Below are 17,883 nucleotides of genomic sequence, written 5' to 3'. Positions count from 1 at the left end.
GAGAACTGGTTTCAAAATGCACCGCGCCGTCGGCGCCCACCCGGATCTCCCGCGTGTCTCTCATTGCCGGACGAAGTCCCCATTAGGAATGCGCCCACTCCGTCAAGAGGTCATGGGTGCATCGCAATCAACGCTGACGCCGATTGATTGCGATACCCTGCGTGATCCGGGCCGAATCACCAAGATTCTCTGAATTTCGCCTGATTTGACCGCCTAAAGGCTATGCTCGCTCAGCCGAGCATTCCTGCCAGACCGTCCTCGATCAGTTGGATCGATTCAGCGACCCCGTATAGCGCGATGAACCCACCAAAGCGAGGACCTTGCGAGGCGCCCAACAGCACCTCATAGAGCGCCTTGAACCAGTCACGCAGCGGATCGAACGCGTGGTCTTTGCCAACGGCGAAGACCATCGACTGAAGCTCTTCGGGGTCCAACCCGCCGTCCCAGGCCTTCAACCTCGCAAGCAGGTCTTCCAACGCGGCGCGCTCTTTGTCGTCCGGTGCGCGGTAGGTCTTCCCGGGCTTTACGAAGTCGTTGTAGTAGCGCACGGCAAAGCCCGCCGCGGCGTCCAGATCGGGATGGGTCTCGGCCGAGGCCTCTGGCGCGTAGCGTTGGATGAAGCCCCACATCTGCGCTTTCTCTTCCGCCGCCGACACCGAGGCGAGGTTCAAGAGCATCGAGAACGGCACAACCAGATTGGACGCGGGCACGTTATGCCCGTGGATATGGAACACCGGGTTCGCCATGCGCTGTGTCGCGTCTTGGTCGGCATAGGCGCGCAATTGCTGATGGTACTCGTCTACCGCCCGGGGGATCACATCAAAATACATCCGCTTTGCGGTCTTGGGCTTTTGGTACATGAAATACGACAGGCTTTCGGTCGAGGCATAGCTTAGCCACTCATCGATCGAGATCCCGTTGCCCGAAGATTTCGAGATCTTCTGCCCCTGGTCATCCAGGAAAAGCTCGTAAGAGAAATGGTTTGGCGGGCGCTGTCCCAGGGTCCGGCAGATCGCGTCATAGATCTTTTCGTTGGTGGCGTGTTCCTTGCCATACATCTCGAAATCCACGCCCAGCGCCGCCCAGCGCGCGCCGAAATCCGGCTTCCACTGCAGCTTTACGTTGCCGCCCGTCACCGGCAGCGTCCATTCGCGCCCGTCCTCGTCGTCAAAGGTCACGGTGCCCTCGCGACCGTCCACATGCTTCATTGGCACATAGATGACGCGCCCGGTCTCGGGGTGGATCGGCAGGAAAATCGAGTAGCTCTGCTGGCGCTCTTCGCGCAGCGACTTCAGCATGATCTTCATCAGGTCGTCATAGCGCTCGGCGCAGCGCAGCAGGATCTCGTCGAACTGACCTGATTTGTAGAACTCCCGGGCCGAGTAGAATTCGTACTCAAACCCGAACGTGTCCAGGAACCGCCGCAGCATGGCGTTGTTGTGGTGACCAAAGCTTTCATGGGTGCCGAACGGGTCGGGCACAGCGGTCAGGGGCTTCTGGATGTGCTTAGCCAGCTCTTCCTGATTTGGCACATTGCCCGGCACTTTGCGCAACCCGTCCAAATCGTCCGAGAAGCAGATCAACTTGGTTGGGATGTCGCTGATGACCTCAAAGGCGCGGCGGATCATCGTGGTGCGCAGCACCTCGCCAAATGTGCCGATATGCGGAAGGCCCGAGGGGCCATAGCCGGTCTCGAACAGGACATAGCCCTTCTCCGGCGGCGCCTTCTCGTAGCGTTTGAGCAACCGGCGCGCCTCTTCGAACGGCCAGGCTTTAGAGCTCATCGCAGCGTCGCGCAGGTCAGACATGTCGCTTCTTTCAATTTGCCGTGGCCCAATGCCACGGACGCGGCTCTGACTATTGCCGGGGGCCTGCGCCGTCAATATGCTGCACCGCAACACATGATGTGCAGGATGAGTCCCGTGACCGAGCCGACAATCTCCCTAACGCCACAAGACGCGCTTGTGGCCGTCATGATGGCCACCTCGGCCAGCGACGAGAATATTCGCACCGCCGAGCTGGTCTCGATCGAACGCATGGTGGATCACATGCCGGTGTTCGCCGAATACGACAAAGACCGGATGCTGGTGATCTCTAACACGGTGTTTGATCTCTTCGTGGAAGAGGACGGGCTGGACGCCTTCTTTGGATTGGTAACCGAGGCGTTGCCCGAGAAGCTCTACGAGACCGCCTATGCGCTGGCCTGCGATGTGGGCGCGTCAGATGGGCTTCTTGGCGAGCAAGAGCTGCGGTTCCTGGCGGAGCTGCGGTATGTTTTCCGCATTGACCGGTTGCACGCCGCGGCCATCGAGCGCGGCGCTCGGGCGCGCCATCAGGTGCTATAGGCTAGACCGCGTAGGTCCGGCCCCAGCGGTCAAGCAGTTGAATCTGCAGNTGTGAGGGTGGATAAACACAATTGTGTTATTGGTGGTGTCGGTTTCCACCACCTTTGCCTGAAGCACCTTGCCTTGGTGAATGGGTAGAAACGGGCTGTAGTTTTTGCGTCTCTCTTCGCCTAAATCTGCCGCCACTATTTTGGCAATTTCATTGTGGTGGGCTAGCACCTTTTTTAAGGTGGGGTTATAGACCCCGCCTTTATAAAGTTCGGTGGCACTTTTGAGTTTGTAGCTAAAGCCGAAGCTATCTAAAAACTGGCAGAGTTTATTGTTGTTGTGGGCGGCAAAACTGTCATGGGTGCCGAACGGGTCGGGCACAGCGGTCAGGGGCTTCTGGATGTGCTTAGCCAGCTCTTCCTGATTTGGCACATTGCCCGGCACTTTGCGCAACCCGTCCAAATCGTCCGAGAAGCAGATCAACTTGGTTGGGATGTCGCTGATGACCTCAAAGGCGCGGCGGATCATCGTGGTGCGCAGCACCTCGCCAAATGTGCCGATATGCGGAAGGCCCGAGGGGCCATAGCCGGTCTCGAACAGGACATAGCCCTTCTCCGGCGGCGCCTTCTCGTAGCGTTTGAGCAACCGGCGCGCCTCTTCGAACGGCCAGGCTTTAGAGCTCATCGCAGCGTCGCGCAGGTCAGACATGTCGCTTCTTTCAATTTGCCGTGGCCCAATGCCACGGACGCGGCTCTGACTATTGCCGGGGGCCTGCGCCGTCAATATGCTGCACCGCAACACATGATGTGCAGGATGAGTCCCGTGACCGAGCCGACAATCTCCCTAACGCCACAAGACGCGCTTGTGGCCGTCATGATGGCCACCTCGGCCAGCGACGAGAATATTCGCACCGCCGAGCTGGTCTCGATCGAACGCATGGTGGATCACATGCCGGTGTTCGCCGAATACGACAAAGACCGGATGCTGGTGATCTCTAACACGGTGTTTGATCTCTTCGTGGAAGAGGACGGGCTGGACGCCTTCTTTGGATTGGTAACCGAGGCGTTGCCCGAGAAGCTCTACGAGACCGCCTATGCGCTGGCCTGCGATGTGGGCGCGTCAGATGGGCTTCTTGGCGAGCAAGAGCTGCGGTTCCTGGCGGAGCTGCGGTATGTTTTCCGCATTGACCGGTTGCACGCCGCGGCCATCGAGCGCGGCGCTCGGGCGCGCCATCAGGTGCTATAGGCTAGACCGCGTAGGTCCGGCCCCAGCGGTCAAGCAGTTGAATCTGCAGGCGTCTTGATCGCGCGCGCCAAGCCCGCGTGCCCTCTGGCACGTCGCCATCCGAGCGCTTGATCTGATTGCGCCGCTGCACGTCTGCGGTGAAAATCGCGAATACCAACTCTCGCCCATCCGCCGCGCTTGCATAGCCCGCAAGCGCGCTGACGAAGTTCAGCGTCCCGGTCTTCGCGCGGACCTTGACCGGATGGTTCTCTACGATGTCACCCTTGTCGTTGCGCATCGGGATGTCTTTGAAGATGCCTCGGATGTTATTGGATTTCGCCGCCATCCGGAGCGCGGTCACCATATCCGTCGCCGAGACGCGCGAGGCGCCGCCCAGCCCCGAATGATCCACAAACTTCGCCGTCCGCATGCCAAGCGATTTGCGCGCCCAGGCCGTCATCTTATTGGCCGAGGATTTCAGCGTCTTCACGCTGCCACCCTTGATGTTACTCGCCATCACTCCAACCACCTCCGCGGTCAGGTTGGTGGAGAATTTCATCATCGCGCGCAGGATGTCGCGCAAAGGCGCGCTCTTATGCTCGACCAGCGTTGTGCCAAGCGGCGGCCGGGTCATGACCTTGGCACGCGGCACCGAGACCCCGTGCGCGCGGGCAAGGTTCTGGAAAACTTCAGCCGCGTATAGCCCGGGCTTTCGCACCGGCAGCCAGCGGCTGCCCGCATTCCCAAGGGCCCCGCGCGCAACCGTCCATTCATCATGGCGGGACTTGCTGGCATAGGTGTAGACCGGCAGCGATCTATCCACCACGCGCATCTTCGCGATAGCCACCTGCGGGCTGTATCTGCGCGCCCGCGCGTCCAGTTTGAGCGCATAGTTGCCCGACTGCCGCTTCCACTCGAAATGCACGCGGTTGTAGTTCAGGTTCAGGCCAGAGACCGCCGGGTTATAGCTGACATGCACCGGCTGGCCCGGGTCAATCGAGGGGATTGTCGGCAGCACCCCGCCATAGACGAGGAATTTGCCCGTCACCTCTCGCACGCCCGCCGCCTTAAGCTGACGCGCCATGTCGCCCAGGGCATCCGTGTCCAGCGTTGGGTCCCCGCCGCCCACCAAGATCAGGTTGCCCCGAAGTCTGCCGTTAGACACCGTTCCATCCGCAACCAACCGGGTGCGGAACCGAAATCCTGGGCCCAGGCGATCCAAGGCGTAAAGCGCGGTGACGGCTTTGGTCACACTCGCGGGGGGAAGAGCCAGACCCTGATTTCGCTCTTCCAGCACCGCGCCGGTGCGCGCGTCCGCCACAACATAACCAACCTTGCCGCTGAGTTTCGCCTTCAAGATCAACGATTCCGCAGCAGGGGCGGGGGCGGGGGCGGTGACCCGCTGTGCGCCGCGCGGTAACGGTCTGAGTGACGTCAGCGGCGCACGCGCAATAGCTTGCCCTGCCACGGACCCAAGCAAAGCGACGACAATAACACGTCGTGAAAAAAACAACTTCAATTCCTTACCCCCGTTGCGGTTAGAATAACCCCGCCGCATTCGCTTGGAGAATTAACGTTTCCAATCTCCGCGCGCTCTAATCTGCGTTGATGACAAATTTACCATAGGCACGTTCACAAAGCACCAGCAGGGAGCCCTACTTTTGGTCAAATACTTGGCATCCTTACCACTTAGTTGCGCGCGGCGATACTGAGTCGCCGCCCGCGAGTGCCGCGCCTCTGTGCGATCGCCCGGGCGCGCAAGGACTGCAATCGGGACATTCTCCATGATCCACCGCCATTGTTCCCAATGATGAAACGATGCCAGGTTGTCCGCCCCCATGATCCACACAAAGTTCACACCGCAATAACGGCGGCGCAGGGCGCGCAGCGTCTCAGCCGTATAGCGCGTGCCCAGCCGTGATTCGGCGTCGCTGATAATCACCTTCGGGTGGTCCATAATGGCGCGGCAGGCGCTCATGCGGCGATCCAACGGCGCCGGGCCTTCTGTCTTCAGCGGGTTGCCCGGCGAGACCAGCCACCAAAGCGCGTCCAACCCAAACCGCCGCAGCGCATGGCGCGAGATATGCACATGACCCGCATGCGGCGGATCAAAGGACCCCCCCAAAAGCCCGACGGTCTGCCCTGCCCGCGCGACCGGAAGCCCGCTCCGGTCGAAATATCCTGCGCTTTTTCCCACGGCCCGATCAATCGAGTGTCGTTGGGGGGCTGTCAATGTCTAGGCGGCAATTCCTGCGTCTGCCTGCGGGCCGTCACTCTCGGCGTTTTGCTTTCAGGTCTTTCTGGACCAACCGCTCCAACACGGCCGCGCGGCCGACGGATTTCGCGGTGACCTTGCGCTGCATCTCCAAGAGCGCGGCAGACCGGGCCTCTTCGAAGGACAGCGCTCGGATGCGCGAGGCATGCCATACATGCCGCGGAGATTCGAAATCCCGGCGATAGCTCACATCGCTCAACGCGACCTGGCGCTCCGCCTCCGCTTGCTCCATAAGGTCCAGCCGCGCCAGTTCCGCGCCGCGGCGATGCGCTTGTTTGGCGGCAAGCTCTGCCAGGTCGCGGTCGCGGATCGCGGCGGCAAGCTCTGACATCTTCTTTAATCCCTCGCTCATTGCAGCGATGCCTTGGCCTGTTTGCGCACACGCTCTGCGAATTGGATTGCCGCGGCCACGGCCTTGTAATGCGCGACGGGGATTTCCTGGCCGATATCGACCGACGCATAAAGCGCGCGGGCGGTCGGGGGGTCTCGGTGGATGGGAACCGCGGATTCAGCGGCGATCTCGCGGATTTTTGCGGCGACCTGGTCGACGCCTTTGGCGACGCATTCCGGCGCGGTGCCGGGCGCGCGGCTCCACTTCAACGCAACCGCATAATGGGTCGGGTTCACGACGACCACGTCCGCCTCCGGCACATCCGCCAACATCGTGTTCATCGCGATCTCGTAGGCGCGCTGGCGGCGCTCCTGCTTCATATGCGGGTCGCCCTCGGATTGCTTCGCCTCATCGGTCAGATCTTTGCGCGACATTCGGTTCTTGCGCGTATGCTCCTGCGCCTGGAACACATAGTCGATGCCGCCGATCACCGCCGCAATCACCAATACGATCGCCAGGAATTCAACGGTCAGGTCCAGCATAAGCTGCAGCACGGCGCGCGGGTTGAAACTTACGACCGAGACGACCTCGTCAAGCTTCCAATACAGGAAATACCCCAGGATCAGCGAGTAGATCACGAGCTTTAGGAAGCTCTTGAAGAACTCGAACAGCCCCGAGCGACCGAACTTGTTCTTCGCGTTCGAGATCACAGAAATTCGGCTCAGCTTGGGCTCCAGCTTGCTGGGCGCCACAACAAACGCCCGCTGTGCGAGGATGGCCGCCAAGACCGCAACGGCAGGAACGGCGAACCAGATCGCCAAGGGCCTGCCCAGCATCCCTGCCAAGACACCCGAGAGCGGATACGCCCCCTCGGCGAACCAAATCTCTGCGAACTGGTCGGACCGGCCCAAGAGGTTGGCCAGGACCCCGCCGACCTGGGTCATCGTAGTGGCCCCGATGGCCAGAATGGACAAAAGAAGACCGCCATAGGCGGCGGCCGTCATGATGTCATTCGACTTCGGGATATCGCCCTTGCGCCGGGCATCATCCAACTTCTTCTGCGTCGGTTCATATTGCTTTTCTGTGTCCTCGTCACCTTGGCTCATCAGCGCGCCTCAAACGGGTTCGCGAGGAAGGTTTGGAACTGCTCGTTCCACACCGACAAGAGCAGCGGCATCGTCAAGAACAGCAGGATCAGCCCGCCCGCGGTGATCGCGGGCGCGCCGACGAAGGCCACCATAAGCTGCGGCATGGCCTTGTTGATGATGCCCAAGGTGAGGTTGTAGACAAAGGACGCCAGCACGAAGGGCGCCGCCAACGTAAAGGCTAGGGCAAAGCCGCTGGCGACCCGCGCGATGCCCCATTCCGCCAGCAAAGAGGGGTCCGGAAAACCGCCCGTTGGAAAGACCTGGTAGGATCCGATCAGCGCGCGCGCCACCTGCACATGCAGGCCGGTCATCGCCGCCAGGGCAAGCCCGCCGACCACCAAAAGGTGCCCGATGGCGGGCAGAGGCTCCAAGGCCGCGGTGCCAAAGATCTGAGACAAAGAGGTGGACTGCGCCGCGATCGTGCCCGCCATCTGCAATACCAGAACGAAAAGTCGCAAGGTCAGGCCCAGGGCCAACCCGGCGATGACCTCCGTCCAAATGAGGAAAACAAACCCGTCGCCGCGCGCCACGATGGGCTCGATCTCGGGCGCGACGGCGGGCGCCACGATCAACGTGAACGCCAAGGCCAGAGCCAAGCGTAAACGCTGCGGGATGGACCGCTCTCCAAAGGCTGGCAGCACGGCCATGGCGGCGCCGATGCGCAAGAAAACGATGAACCCTATCGCGAACGTGGTCCGCCCTATGTCCAACAGCTCAAGCGCCATCTCGTTCACGCAGCCACCAGCCCGACGAGGGACGGCTTGGCCTCGGTGCCGATCTCTTCGAATGAGAACACCGGGTTGTTTATGCCCTTGGCGCTCAGCACGGTGCGTAGGAAGCGTCGGCGCCGGATCGACGTCACCAGCCCCGGATAGACGCCGGATTCTCCGGCCTTGGCTAGCCGATCGCTGACGGCACTCGCCAGCTTGTTGAAGTCGTCAGGCGGGAGTGCCACGTCCTTTTGACCTCGTTCGCCTTCGATTTGGAAGGCGGTAAACCGCTCCTCCCATTCGGGCGCCAGCTGGATCAGCGGCAAGGACCCATCCGGGCGCTTGAAAGGCGCGATAATCTGGAAACCCAACCGCTGGCGCACATGCTCGCAGATCCCCTCGGGCGTGGCCTGCGCGCCGCGCGCCTCGGCAATGGCCTCCAGGATGATCGGCAGGTTTCGGATCGAAACCCGCTCCTCCAGCAGGAGCCTGAGGATGGTCAGCAGTAGATCCACCGGCACCTTATCTGGCACCAGCTCGTCCATCATGCGGCGATTCGCAGCGGCGCGGTTTGGGTCGCTAAGGTTTGTGAACTCATCCAAGAGACGCCGAAGCGCTTTGAGGTTCAGCAACCGGCCAAAGTTTGACTTGATCACCTCCAGAAGATGCGTCGCCAGGACCTCGGTCGGCGTAACGACCGTGGTTCCCGTCAAAGCGGCGGTTTCATGCATGTCCTCGGCGATCCAACGCGCCGGGGCGCCGTATACGGGCTCTTTCACGTCCTCGCCCGGCGGCAGGTTGGGATCCTCGGACGTCAGGATCGCCAGCAGCCGCTCGGGCCGCAAGATATCTTGAGCCTGCTCAACCCCTTGCACACGGATGGCATAACTTCCGGACGGCAGCGCGGCATCATCCGTCAGCCGTATCTCGGGCAGGATCAGGCCAAACTCCGTCGCGATGTGGTTGCGCATATTCGCGATCCGAACGTCCAGCCCCGTCGCGGGGTCCAGCACCATCGCCACAAGATCCGGCGCGAATTGCACATGGATGTCGTCCAAATCCAGCATATCGCCAAGCGATGCGGCGGGCTGGGGCACCGCGGGCTCCTGAGCGTCCGCCTCCTCGCGCTGCCTCTCGGCCTCCTGCGCGCGCCGCCCATAGAACGCCGCGGTAAAAAGCACTGCCGCGCCGATGACAAAGGGAATGAATGGCAACCCAGGCACCAGCGCGAACAGGGCCATAAGCACTGCGACCGTCATCAACGCCGACGGATAGCGCCCCAATTGGCTGAAGAAAGCCATGTCTGTGGATCCGGTCGCGCCGCCACGCGCCAGCAAAAGCGCCGAGGCGATTGAGATAATGACCGCCGGAATCTGGCTCACCAGCCCGTCACCCACCGTCAAAATCGCGTAGGTCTCGAATGCCTGCCCAAGCGCCATACCATGAATGGCCGTGCCGATGATCAGGCCCATCACCAGGTTAAGCAGCGTGATCAAAAGCCCGGCGATTGCGTCGCCCTTCACGAACTTAGAAGCACCGTCCAGTGACCCGAAGAACGTGGTCTCTTGCTGCTCTCTCTCGCGCCGGGCTTTCGCCTCTTCATGATCGATGGCACCGGCGGACATATCGCTATCGATTGCCAACTGCTTGCCGGGCATCCCGTCCAGCGCAAAGCGGGCGCCCACCTCGGCCATACGCGCCGCGCCCTTTGTGATCACAACGAAATTCACGATGAGCAGGACGCAAAACACCACCAAACCTAGGAAGATGCTGCCGCTCATCACGAACATCGCAAAGCCCTCAATGACGTTCCCGGCGGCCTTTGTGCCCGTGTGCCCCTCACCAATGATGAGTTTGGTGGAGGACACATTCAGCGACAGCCGCAACATCAACGATGACAGCAAGACTGTGGGAAACACCGAGAAATCCAGCGGTCGCTCGATGAATAGCGTGACCGTGAACATCAAAATCGCGAGGGCGAACGAGGCGGCAAGACCGATGTCCAAGACCCATGAGGGCACTGGTAAGATCATCATGACGATGACCGCCATCAGCGCCAAAGCCAACAAGATGGTCGGCTGGAAAATATTCGAAAGTGAGAGATTCATTCGACCACCCTGAGGCAAGATATCAGCCGCAAAGTACGTCGCGCCACGCCGCCCACTCGCCACTCGCCGGTTTGAACGGCCGGTCTTTCACTCGCTATTTTCTGCATGTTTGCACGCGCCGCATTTCTTGCTGCTCTTCTCACCGGTAACCATCATTGGTTGAGATTTGGTGAGCGTTTAGGGTCGCTCCACCGCTGTCAGCAGAGCATTGAGAGCGCTTCGCGTCTCAGAACTTCGCGACAACAATGCTTGGTTTCTTGCGATGGGCCCGCTCGCCTCTACAGGATCATCATCAACCGCGAGTTCCGCGGCGCGTTGCCGCTCGCCCGTCCCGTTGCTGGCAACCTCCTGCCAGTCTTGGTTCTGCCAATTCATATCCAACGCGGCTTCGTCATCGCCAAGCACCGCAAGCAGTTGCGCCGACTGCGCGAAATCGCCAAGGCGCGCCAGCGCACGCGCCCGCAAAACGCCGGCCTCGCCGTCACTCGCACCAGCCAAATAGGCCAATGCAAGCTCTGGTTCACCTTCCGCGAGGTGGGACCTTGCATATAGCAGCCGGTCACTATCAGACGTTGTTTCGTTTATCGAAAGGACCTCGCGCGCGCGCCGACAAGCCTATATCAACGAGCCGGGCCGCAATCTGGCGGCGTATTTCGACAGCCCTTTGGTTATCCCCCGACACCAGGGTGCGGTCTAAGGCAACCTCGACAAAATCAGCGTCCGACGTTGTGGCCACAGCCAGCTCGAACAACTCCTCTCGGAGCACGGAGGCCTGCTGGGGCATGAGCGCACCGTCAGCTTCATGCTGGACCAACGCCTTTATGGCGCCAACTACGTCGCCGTTGTTGGCTTGCGCACGGATCTGCACGCGCAATAGCTCTGAGCCCACGGTCGTGCCCTCGGCCTCATGGGCCATCGCCGCGGTCGCAGTCGGCATGCGCGGGGGCAAGTCAACGCCGTTGTTCACACTCTCATCAACAAGCCGGATCACCGCCTCCGCGGCCATCTGACCATCGTTGCGAAACACATCTTCGAAATGCCCGATGGCTTCGTTGGGATTGCCATCGGCAAGCGCAAGCTCGCCACTCAGCATCTCAAAATGCGGACCCGGGTCTCCTGGCGCGCGCGAGATCGCGCTAGAGATCTCCTTCGCGGTCTCGACATCACCGACCGAAAGGAAACGATGCGCCAGGTGCGGACCCAAATGGCGTCGCAGATGCAGCGGAAGCTCCGAAAACGCTCCAAGAACCGGTTGGGTCGCCACCTCCAGAGCCGGGTCAAGGTCTGGATGCGCTAGCATAGCCCAGAATGCCACCCGCGCCTCACAGCTGACCTGCGCCATGGGAATGGCACCACTTTCGCTTTCGCCGTGATCCATAATATCTGCCAGGGCCAGCATTACTTCGCGATGTTTGATCCCGTCCCCGAAAGCGTCCAACAAGGCACGCGTTTCCGCGCCGAAGGTCAGGAAGATGTATTTCTTCGCCATTTCTGAAACCGCCTTTTTGTCAACGGCATCGAACTCGCCCACAAGGGCCGTGCGTCCGACAAAGAACCCATCTTCGGTGTTTTCCGCTATGCCCCAGCTTGCGACCTCAAACAGTTCGTCTCTTAGGCAAGTTGCCCCTGACGTGGTGGTTGCGTTTGGCCCGCTTGGCCGGGCGATTCCGCGGTCTATGGCCGTTTGTAAGCGGACATGATCAAGGCTGGTATTTGCCGCCACATCAGCGGGCTTCTCTTCCATGTCCGCAGCATCCCTCTCTGCTGGGATCCCGCGTTCCATCTCGCGTAACGTCTCTGTCAGATCGGCGACCACCAAACCCTGCGACGCCGCGCGCCCAATCTGTTCGATGAGATCCGCCTCTAGTGTGTCGACGCGCCCATCGCGCGCCATCTCGACGTCGGCACCCATCTCTTCACCCTGCGGTGGGCGAACAGGTCCATCTTTGGGAACAATCGGCTCTGCCCGCACGGCAAGGTTCCGGGACCAAGCGCGTTGCGTCCTGGCGGCCGTGTATCTTTGCGCCAAATCCGCAATCGCGCCTGTCGTCATCATGGGCATAGCAACGAATGGCTGAGTGCCGCTTTGGTCAAGCAGAGGGACCGGGCTGGTCTCTTGGGCCTGCTCGACTTCACTTTCGATGGTTTCGTTTTCGATGGTTTCGTTCAACACCAGACTGGCCTCGAACGCGGACCCTTCCGGCGCATCGCCATCCCTGACGTCAAGCACGATCCCCTCCGCGATAACGAACGCCACCGCGTGGCAGTCGCATTCGACACCCAGAGAAAGCCTGCCATCGCCCTCGTCTCTCAGGTCTGCCAGGCGGTCTTGGGGGATCCGGTCGAATACGCTTTCTATCGCGTAACCGTCCACCGCGTTTGGGGCCCTAAATTCATATCCCCCCTCTACCCGACCGAACGCCCATTCAGGCTCCTCGTCAAAATAGAGTACCAAGCGAACAAAACTTGCGTGGTTGCCCGATTGTACGCGGTTCTGTGCGGCCAATTCAGCTGCGGGTAACAGGCAAATGAGGATCAGGGTGAGAATTCGGATCATGCGGCGGCTTGTTTTGCCTCCTTTAGTGCCTCTTCCAGCTCGGTAAAGCTGGGGCGTGAATGGCCGGGTGTGTTTTGGCGGCCAACTTCGATGCAGATGTTCGTGGCATGGTTATGCAGGTTCGCGACCAGCACCTCGCGGATCAACTGGTAGAAATGCGCGTCCTCTTCGACAACATTCTTAACCTTCGAAGCGAATGGGCCAAAAAAGCCGTATGCCAAGAACACTCCCAAGAAAGTGCCCACAAGCGCGCCGCCGATCATCTTGCCAAGGATCTCAGGCGGTTGGTCGATGGAACCCATTGTCTTAATCACGCCCAGAACCGCGGCGACAATTCCAAGCGCGGGCAGACCATCCGCGAGGGCCTGCAGCTGGTGGCTGCCATGCAAGGCGTGATGCAGGTTCGCCTCCATCCGCTTCTCCAGGACTTCCTCAACTTGATGCGGGTCGTCATAGTTCATCGATGCCGAACGCAGCGTGTCGCAGATCAGAGCTGTGGCCTCTTTATCGGCGGCGATTTTTTCGTAGCGCTGAAAGATCGACGAGTTTTCCGGATCCTCAATATGCTCCTCGAGACCGACCGCATTCGCGCGCCCAAGACGAATCAACTCAAACAGCAAGCACAGGAGGTCCCTGTAATCGTGGTGCTTCCAGCTTGGGCCTTTGAACACTTTTCCCATGTCCTTCATCGTGTGTTTGATACCCGCCATATCGTTCGAGATGGTGAACGCCCCCGCGGCGGCGCCGCCGATCATCGCCATCTCATACGGCAGAGACTTTAGAATGATGCCAAGTTTGCCCCCGGCGGCGATGTAACCGCCAAAGACCATCACGAAGATAATCACAATTCCTACGATACCGATCATGTTTCGCGCCCTCTGATCCCCCGGCCCCCTAGGCCGCAGCAGGATTATTGGCGATAGAAGTTAACAGGCGGTGAGCGTTATCATTCTGTTGGCACATTCGCGTTCCGTCCGGCCAAGATTACGCTGATCGAGTAGGCCGCGGAGGCATCAAGCCCCGCCATGATCGAGGCAGCCGCGTCTGGACGCATACGGCCAAGGAACCCGGCGGCAAAATCAGGCGACATAGCGGCAAAGAGATCCGCGGCGTCCTTTGGCTTCATGCTCTCATAAACTGCGGTGAGCCGGGCAAGGTCGTTCTCGGCCGCCGTATCCGCCACGGCTAAGGTCGCGGACAGTTCTTGCTCGGCTTGTTCAAGCGCGACCAGGTTCTTTTTGATCTCCTGCTCTGCCAGGCTGAGCGCGGCCATGCGGTCCATCAAGGCCGCTTCCCGCGCGTCAAGCGTATCCTCGCGCGCCGATAAAGACTTTAGAATCTTGGCGATTTCTTCGCTGCTTTTGCACATCTCGCCGTCTTTGTGCATGCCTTCCCCGGGCGTGGCGGAGGCCATATCGGCGGATTTCTCCATCTTCATGGGATCGGATTCCAACGCGATTGCGCTGCTGGCACCGACGCCAAGGCGCAAGGCCGCCGATCCCAACAGCAAGGCTGCGATCAGCCAAAGCGTGCTGCGGCCCGGTCCGAACAGGCGACGCATGAACGGCTTTTTCTTTTGAGTTTTTGTCATGCCGCAGTCCTCGCAGCGTCGTGGCGGGCCGAGCGGAAGGTGGACGCCTCAGGGGCCGCATCTTGTGGCGTTGAAGTGCTGGACCGCGCCTCGTTGCCGTCGGACACATGCGGCAGATCATGCATGCTCGCCACGAGGAATTCGAGGCGCTTTGCCACGTCCTCGGCACGGCCCGTCAGCCCTTGGAGCGATTCGTTGGACCCGTTCGCGGCGCTCTGCGCCATCTGCAGCGTCTTGGTCATGTCATCGACCTGGCCCGACAGCACCGCGATGGCACCGCCGACGCCTTTCTCGAGATCGTTAAAGCGCTTTAGACGCCGCGAAAGCACAATGCAGTAAAACGCAGCGGCCGCCGCACCCGCTATGAGTAGAATATCGGCAATAAGTTCCATCGGTGCCTCCCTAGTTCAGCACAAATTCCATGATGAGAAGGTCGCGAACACGGCCCTCCCCGGTCACGATCTGGATGCGGCGCAGCATCTGCGCGCGCAGTTTTATCAGCGCGGTCGGTTCTTCGAGATCGGTCATGCTGACGGCGCGCAGGTAGCCATTCATGACATCCACGACTCGCGGTAAGAGGTCTGTGACATCGCTTTCGGCGTCTGGCTCGACCTCCAATTGCGCATCAAATTTTAAGTATCTCGTCGAGGACCCTTTCCCCAGCGTGATAACCAACGGTTCAATGGGGACGAACGCGACATCCGGCAAAGGCAGCGCCTCTGGCTCTTCTTCCTGCTCTGCGTGCTCGCCGGTGGGTTCGGGCGCGAGAATCATGCCCGAATAGACCGCAAAGAAGCCGCCACCACCGAGCAGCAAGAACATCACAAGCCCAATTAACATGGGCATTTTGGACTTCTTCGGTGGTTCCTCTTCCAGCTCTTCTTCTGTCGTTTCCTCGGCCATTTTAGCCCCCGCAAAAAATGTTTGTCAGGAATCGATATAGACCGATTGGGACTAACCGATTGTTAAACCAGATCGTTGCAAGGTGACGGCGGACTTTCAGAATGGAGATCCTCTTTGCAGCAGATTCTGTCGGTATGGTCGACGCTGGATGCGCGCCGCCGCGTAACCGTGTTGGTCGCAACGGTCGCGATGTTTGCGGCGGTTTTAGGGCTATCGCGCATGGCGTCGCAGCCAACCATGTCACTCTTGTATGCTGGGCTTGATCCCACCGCTGCCGGAGAGGTCGTGGCAGCGCTGGATCAGCAGGGCGTGAATTACGACGTGCGGGCCGGTGCGATTTTCGTGGATGCCGCGCAGCGCGACGCGCTGCGGTTGACGCTCGCGGCAGAAGGGCTGCCGGCCGGGAATGGGCAGGGCTATGAACTGCTCGATTCGCTGTCGGGCTTCGGCACCACGTCGCAGATGTTTGACGCCGCCTATTGGCGGGCCAAAGAGGGAGAGCTGGCGCGCACGATCACGGCTAGCCCGCAGATTAAGGGCGCCCGGGTGCATATCTCGAATCCGTCCTCTAACCCCTTCCAACGCGACCTCAAGCCAACCGCCTCAGTAACGGTCACTACAGCGTCCGGTGGACTTTCCGCGGCGCACGCTAAGGCAATGAAATTCCTTGTTTCTTCCGCAGTCGCGGGGCTGGCACCAGAGGATGTGGCGGTGATTGACGGGCGCGGCGGGCTGGTCATGGCCGGCGAGGATTCGCCGCTGTCGGGCGGCGGGGCCGACGAACGTTCGGCTGAGCTGAAGCAAAACATCGAGCGCCTGCTTGAGGCGCGGGTCGGGCATGGCAATGCGGTCGTTGAGGTCGCCGTTGAAACCGTCACGGAACGAGAGGCAATTTTTGAGCGGCGATTCGACCCCGAGAATCGCGTGGCGATCAGCTCGGACACCGAGGAGCGCACAACCTCGGCAAGCGGTTCGCAAGGCGGGTCCGTGACTGTCGCAAGCAACCTTCCCGATGGCGACGCCGGCGGGAACAGCAACAATAGCCAAAGCGAGAATAGCGAAACGCGCGAGCGCGTTAACTACGAAGTCAGTGAAACGACAAGAGAAGTGGTTCGTTCACCAGGTGCGATCAAAAAACTCTCGGTGGCGGTGCTTGTTGACGGCATTCGCACAGTCGACGAGGCCTTGGGTGAATCGACTTGGGCACCGCGCAGCGACGAAGAACTAGAGACCCTGCGCGAGCTCGTCGCCTCGGTTGTCGGTTTCGACGCTGACCGTGGTGATTCGATCACCCTGCGCTCACTGGAGTTCGAGCCTTTGATCTCCGAGGTGCCAGAAAGCGCCCCGTCCCTGCTGCAGACCCTCCATATTGACGCGATGAGCATCATCCAACTCACTGTGTTGGCCCTGGTGGCCTTAGCGCTTGGCATGTTCGTTGTGCGGCCAATCCTGTCGCGGCCCCTGGACGCCGCCCCCGCCTTGGCGCTGCCGGCCGCCGCGGCCCCGATCGCCGCAACAGCCGCAGAACCAGCGACGGCGCAGAGCGCTGATGGGCCTGAATTGGGTGGCGATACAGGTCTGCCCGATATCAGCCTTGGCGCTTTGAACGGCGAAATCGACGATGGTCCGGGGCCGCTGCCTGGCGCGGCGCTGGTGTCTGGCGACGGGCTGCTTGGGGCCGGTGGTCTGCCGGAAATCGACATCGCGGGCGGGAATATGAGCGGTGATCCCGTTGACCGCCTGCGCCAGCTCATCGACGAACGCAAGGACGAGACCATCGAGGTGCTGAGAAGCTGGATGGAAGACTCGGAGGAGACGGCTTGATGGCGCTCGCGCTAGAGGATTTTGCGCTCTCCGAAGCTGGCCCCCTTCAGTCGTCTGATGATCGCATCAGCACCACGGAGTCCGAGACGGCGCGGATGAATGCCTATGAGCAGGGCTACAAGGCCGGTTGGGACGACGCAGTGCGATCCGAGACCGAGGAGCAGGCGCGCATAGGCACAGAGCTGGCGCGGCACCTCAAAGAGATGTCCTTCGGTTTTCATGAGGCGCGCACCCACATCTTGAAGGCAATGGAGCCGCTACTTGAGGAACTCATTGGGAACCTTCTGCCGACGCTGGTGCGCGACTCTCTTGGACCGCGAATCGTAGAGACGTTAGAGCCGCTGATCGCAGACTGCGCCGATAGCCCTGTGCACATCGCCGTGGCCCCAGATAGCGAGGCGCTGCTCCGGCCGCATCTGGAGGCCAGCGGCATCTCGGAATTCGACTTGGTCGAGGAGGTAACGCTGTCCGACGGGCAGGCCTTTCTGCGCGTCGGCCGCATTGAGCGAAAGATTGATCTGACGCAGGCGCTTGAAGAAATCGCGAAATCCGTGCGCGCGCTGTCAGACCTAAATGAAAGGGCAATAATCGATGGCTGACACACCCGAGGCCGAAACCGGCCACCCATTCACCCGCGTGCCGATAGAGGTGACCGTGTCGGTGGGCAAGGCGCACCCTAAGGTGAAGGAACTGCTTTCGCTTGAGAACGAGGCGGTTTTGATGCTCGACAAGAAGGTCGAGGACCCGGTTGAGCTTTATGTGGGCGACAAGCTGATCGCGCTGGGAGAGCTGCAAGAGCTGGACGGCGAAAACGCGGGCCAGCTTGCGGTACGACTGACCGAGATCGCTGACCTCTCGAACGGGCTCTGACGTTTGCGG

At 60.6% G+C, this 17,883-nt stretch carries 18 protein-coding genes and 1 pseudogene; 5 read left to right on the top strand and 14 right to left on the bottom strand.

All coding sequences use genetic code 11. The features are described 5' to 3' along the window. Window positions 1-230: 230 nt before the first annotated feature. Window positions 231-1,808, bottom strand: coding sequence for a lysine--tRNA ligase (locus tag AIOL_RS19880; protein WP_049644579.1), 1,578 nt, complete (start codon window positions 1,806-1,808; stop codon window positions 231-233). Between the two features lie 114 nt (window positions 1,809-1,922). On the opposite strand from AIOL_RS19880, the gene AIOL_RS19875 reads away from it, so the two are divergent. Continuing rightward, on the top strand, window positions 1,923-2,345 hold the full coding sequence (locus AIOL_RS19875) for a tellurite resistance TerB family protein (RefSeq protein ID WP_200898772.1): 423 nt from the start codon (window positions 1,923-1,925) through the stop codon (window positions 2,343-2,345). A 50-nt stretch (window positions 2,346-2,395) separates the two neighbouring features. Here the strand turns inward: AIOL_RS19875 and lysK are convergent. Beyond that, window positions 2,396-3,041 (bottom strand): annotated as a pseudogene (gene lysK, locus AIOL_RS19870) (lysine--tRNA ligase); the annotation flags it as partial. Between the two features lie 114 nt (window positions 3,042-3,155). Between lysK and AIOL_RS19865 the strand changes: the two are divergent. Then, a complete protein-coding gene (locus AIOL_RS19865; protein WP_200898772.1) occupies window positions 3,156-3,578 on the top strand; it encodes a tellurite resistance TerB family protein in 423 nt (140 codons plus the stop codon). Between the two features lies 1 nt (window position 3,579). Here AIOL_RS19865 and dacB read toward each other — a convergent pair whose 3' ends face one another. From dacB to AIOL_RS19805, 12 genes are all read right to left on the bottom strand, one after another. After that, the gene (gene dacB, locus AIOL_RS19860; RefSeq protein WP_082152699.1) at window positions 3,580-5,115 is read right to left on the bottom strand and encodes a D-alanyl-D-alanine carboxypeptidase/D-alanyl-D-alanine endopeptidase; all 1,536 of its coding nucleotides are present in this window, start codon (window positions 5,113-5,115) and stop codon (window positions 3,580-3,582) included. 12 nt (window positions 5,116-5,127) lie between these two features. Continuing rightward, window positions 5,128-5,754, bottom strand: a complete 627-nt coding sequence (locus AIOL_RS19855; protein WP_049644577.1) for a nicotinate-nucleotide adenylyltransferase — start codon at window positions 5,752-5,754, stop codon at window positions 5,128-5,130. Between the two features lie 73 nt (window positions 5,755-5,827). Further along, window positions 5,828-6,184, bottom strand: coding sequence for a hypothetical protein (locus AIOL_RS19850; protein WP_152912606.1), 357 nt, complete (start codon window positions 6,182-6,184; stop codon window positions 5,828-5,830). Further along, the gene (locus AIOL_RS19845) at window positions 6,181-7,269 is read right to left on the bottom strand and encodes an EscU/YscU/HrcU family type III secretion system export apparatus switch protein (RefSeq protein WP_049644575.1); all 1,089 of its coding nucleotides are present in this window, start codon (window positions 7,267-7,269) and stop codon (window positions 6,181-6,183) included. The genes AIOL_RS19850 and AIOL_RS19845 overlap by 4 nt, the downstream gene beginning before the upstream one ends. Continuing rightward, window positions 7,269-8,036, bottom strand: coding sequence for a flagellar biosynthetic protein FliR (locus tag AIOL_RS19840; protein ID WP_049645566.1), 768 nt, complete (start codon window positions 8,034-8,036; stop codon window positions 7,269-7,271). Before AIOL_RS19840 ends, AIOL_RS19845 begins: the two co-directional genes overlap by 1 nt. 5 nt (window positions 8,037-8,041) lie before the next feature. Next, on the bottom strand, window positions 8,042-10,129 hold the full coding sequence (flhA, locus tag AIOL_RS19835; RefSeq protein WP_049644574.1) for a flagellar biosynthesis protein FlhA: 2,088 nt from the start codon (window positions 10,127-10,129) through the stop codon (window positions 8,042-8,044). A 177-nt stretch (window positions 10,130-10,306) separates the two neighbouring features. Further along, window positions 10,307-10,636 (bottom strand): hypothetical protein, encoded by a 330-nt coding sequence (locus AIOL_RS19830; RefSeq protein ID WP_152912605.1) that lies wholly within the window; start codon window positions 10,634-10,636, stop codon window positions 10,307-10,309. 58 nt (window positions 10,637-10,694) lie between these two features. Further along, complete coding sequence (locus AIOL_RS19825) at window positions 10,695-12,686, bottom strand: hypothetical protein (RefSeq protein ID WP_049644572.1); 1,992 nt, start codon at window positions 12,684-12,686, stop codon at window positions 10,695-10,697. Beyond that, window positions 12,683-13,552 carry a flagellar motor stator protein MotA gene (motA, locus tag AIOL_RS19820; protein WP_049644571.1) on the bottom strand — a complete coding sequence of 290 codons (870 nt, stop codon included), beginning with the start codon at window positions 13,550-13,552 and terminating at the stop codon, window positions 12,683-12,685. The genes AIOL_RS19825 and motA overlap by 4 nt, the downstream gene beginning before the upstream one ends. Window positions 13,553-13,632: 80 nt before the next feature. Then, window positions 13,633-14,277 (bottom strand): MotE family protein, encoded by a 645-nt coding sequence (locus AIOL_RS19815; RefSeq protein ID WP_082152698.1) that lies wholly within the window; start codon window positions 14,275-14,277, stop codon window positions 13,633-13,635. Next, window positions 14,274-14,669 (bottom strand): hypothetical protein, encoded by a 396-nt coding sequence (locus AIOL_RS19810; protein ID WP_235439105.1) that lies wholly within the window; start codon window positions 14,667-14,669, stop codon window positions 14,274-14,276. The genes AIOL_RS19815 and AIOL_RS19810 overlap by 4 nt, the downstream gene beginning before the upstream one ends. Before the next feature lie 10 nt (window positions 14,670-14,679). Next, window positions 14,680-15,180 (bottom strand): flagellar basal body-associated FliL family protein, encoded by a 501-nt coding sequence (locus tag AIOL_RS19805; RefSeq protein ID WP_049644569.1) that lies wholly within the window; start codon window positions 15,178-15,180, stop codon window positions 14,680-14,682. Between the two features lie 114 nt (window positions 15,181-15,294). Here AIOL_RS19805 and fliF point away from each other — a divergent pair, with 114 nt between their 5' ends. The 3 genes from fliF to AIOL_RS19790 are packed head-to-tail and all read left to right on the top strand — an operon-like array spanning window position 15,295 to window position 17,874. Next, complete coding sequence (fliF, locus tag AIOL_RS19800) at window positions 15,295-17,004, top strand: flagellar basal-body MS-ring/collar protein FliF (RefSeq protein ID WP_049644568.1); 1,710 nt, start codon at window positions 15,295-15,297, stop codon at window positions 17,002-17,004. Further along, the gene (locus AIOL_RS19795) at window positions 17,004-17,603 is read left to right on the top strand and encodes a hypothetical protein (protein WP_049644567.1); all 600 of its coding nucleotides are present in this window, start codon (window positions 17,004-17,006) and stop codon (window positions 17,601-17,603) included. Before fliF ends, AIOL_RS19795 begins: the two co-directional genes overlap by 1 nt. After that, window positions 17,596-17,874: a FliM/FliN family flagellar motor switch protein gene (locus tag AIOL_RS19790; RefSeq protein ID WP_049644566.1), complete on the top strand. Its 279-nt coding sequence runs from the start codon at window positions 17,596-17,598 to the stop codon at window positions 17,872-17,874. The genes AIOL_RS19795 and AIOL_RS19790 overlap by 8 nt, the downstream gene beginning before the upstream one ends. The last annotated feature ends 9 nt before the right edge of the window (window positions 17,875-17,883 follow it).

The sequence above is a fragment of the Candidatus Rhodobacter oscarellae genome (assembly GCF_001078595.1).
In the GTDB taxonomy this organism is placed as follows: domain Bacteria; phylum Pseudomonadota; class Alphaproteobacteria; order Rhodobacterales; family Rhodobacteraceae; genus Rhodobacter_B; species Rhodobacter_B oscarellae.
Note: the sequence above shows the minus strand (reverse complement) of the source record. Positions and strands in the feature narration are given on the sequence as shown.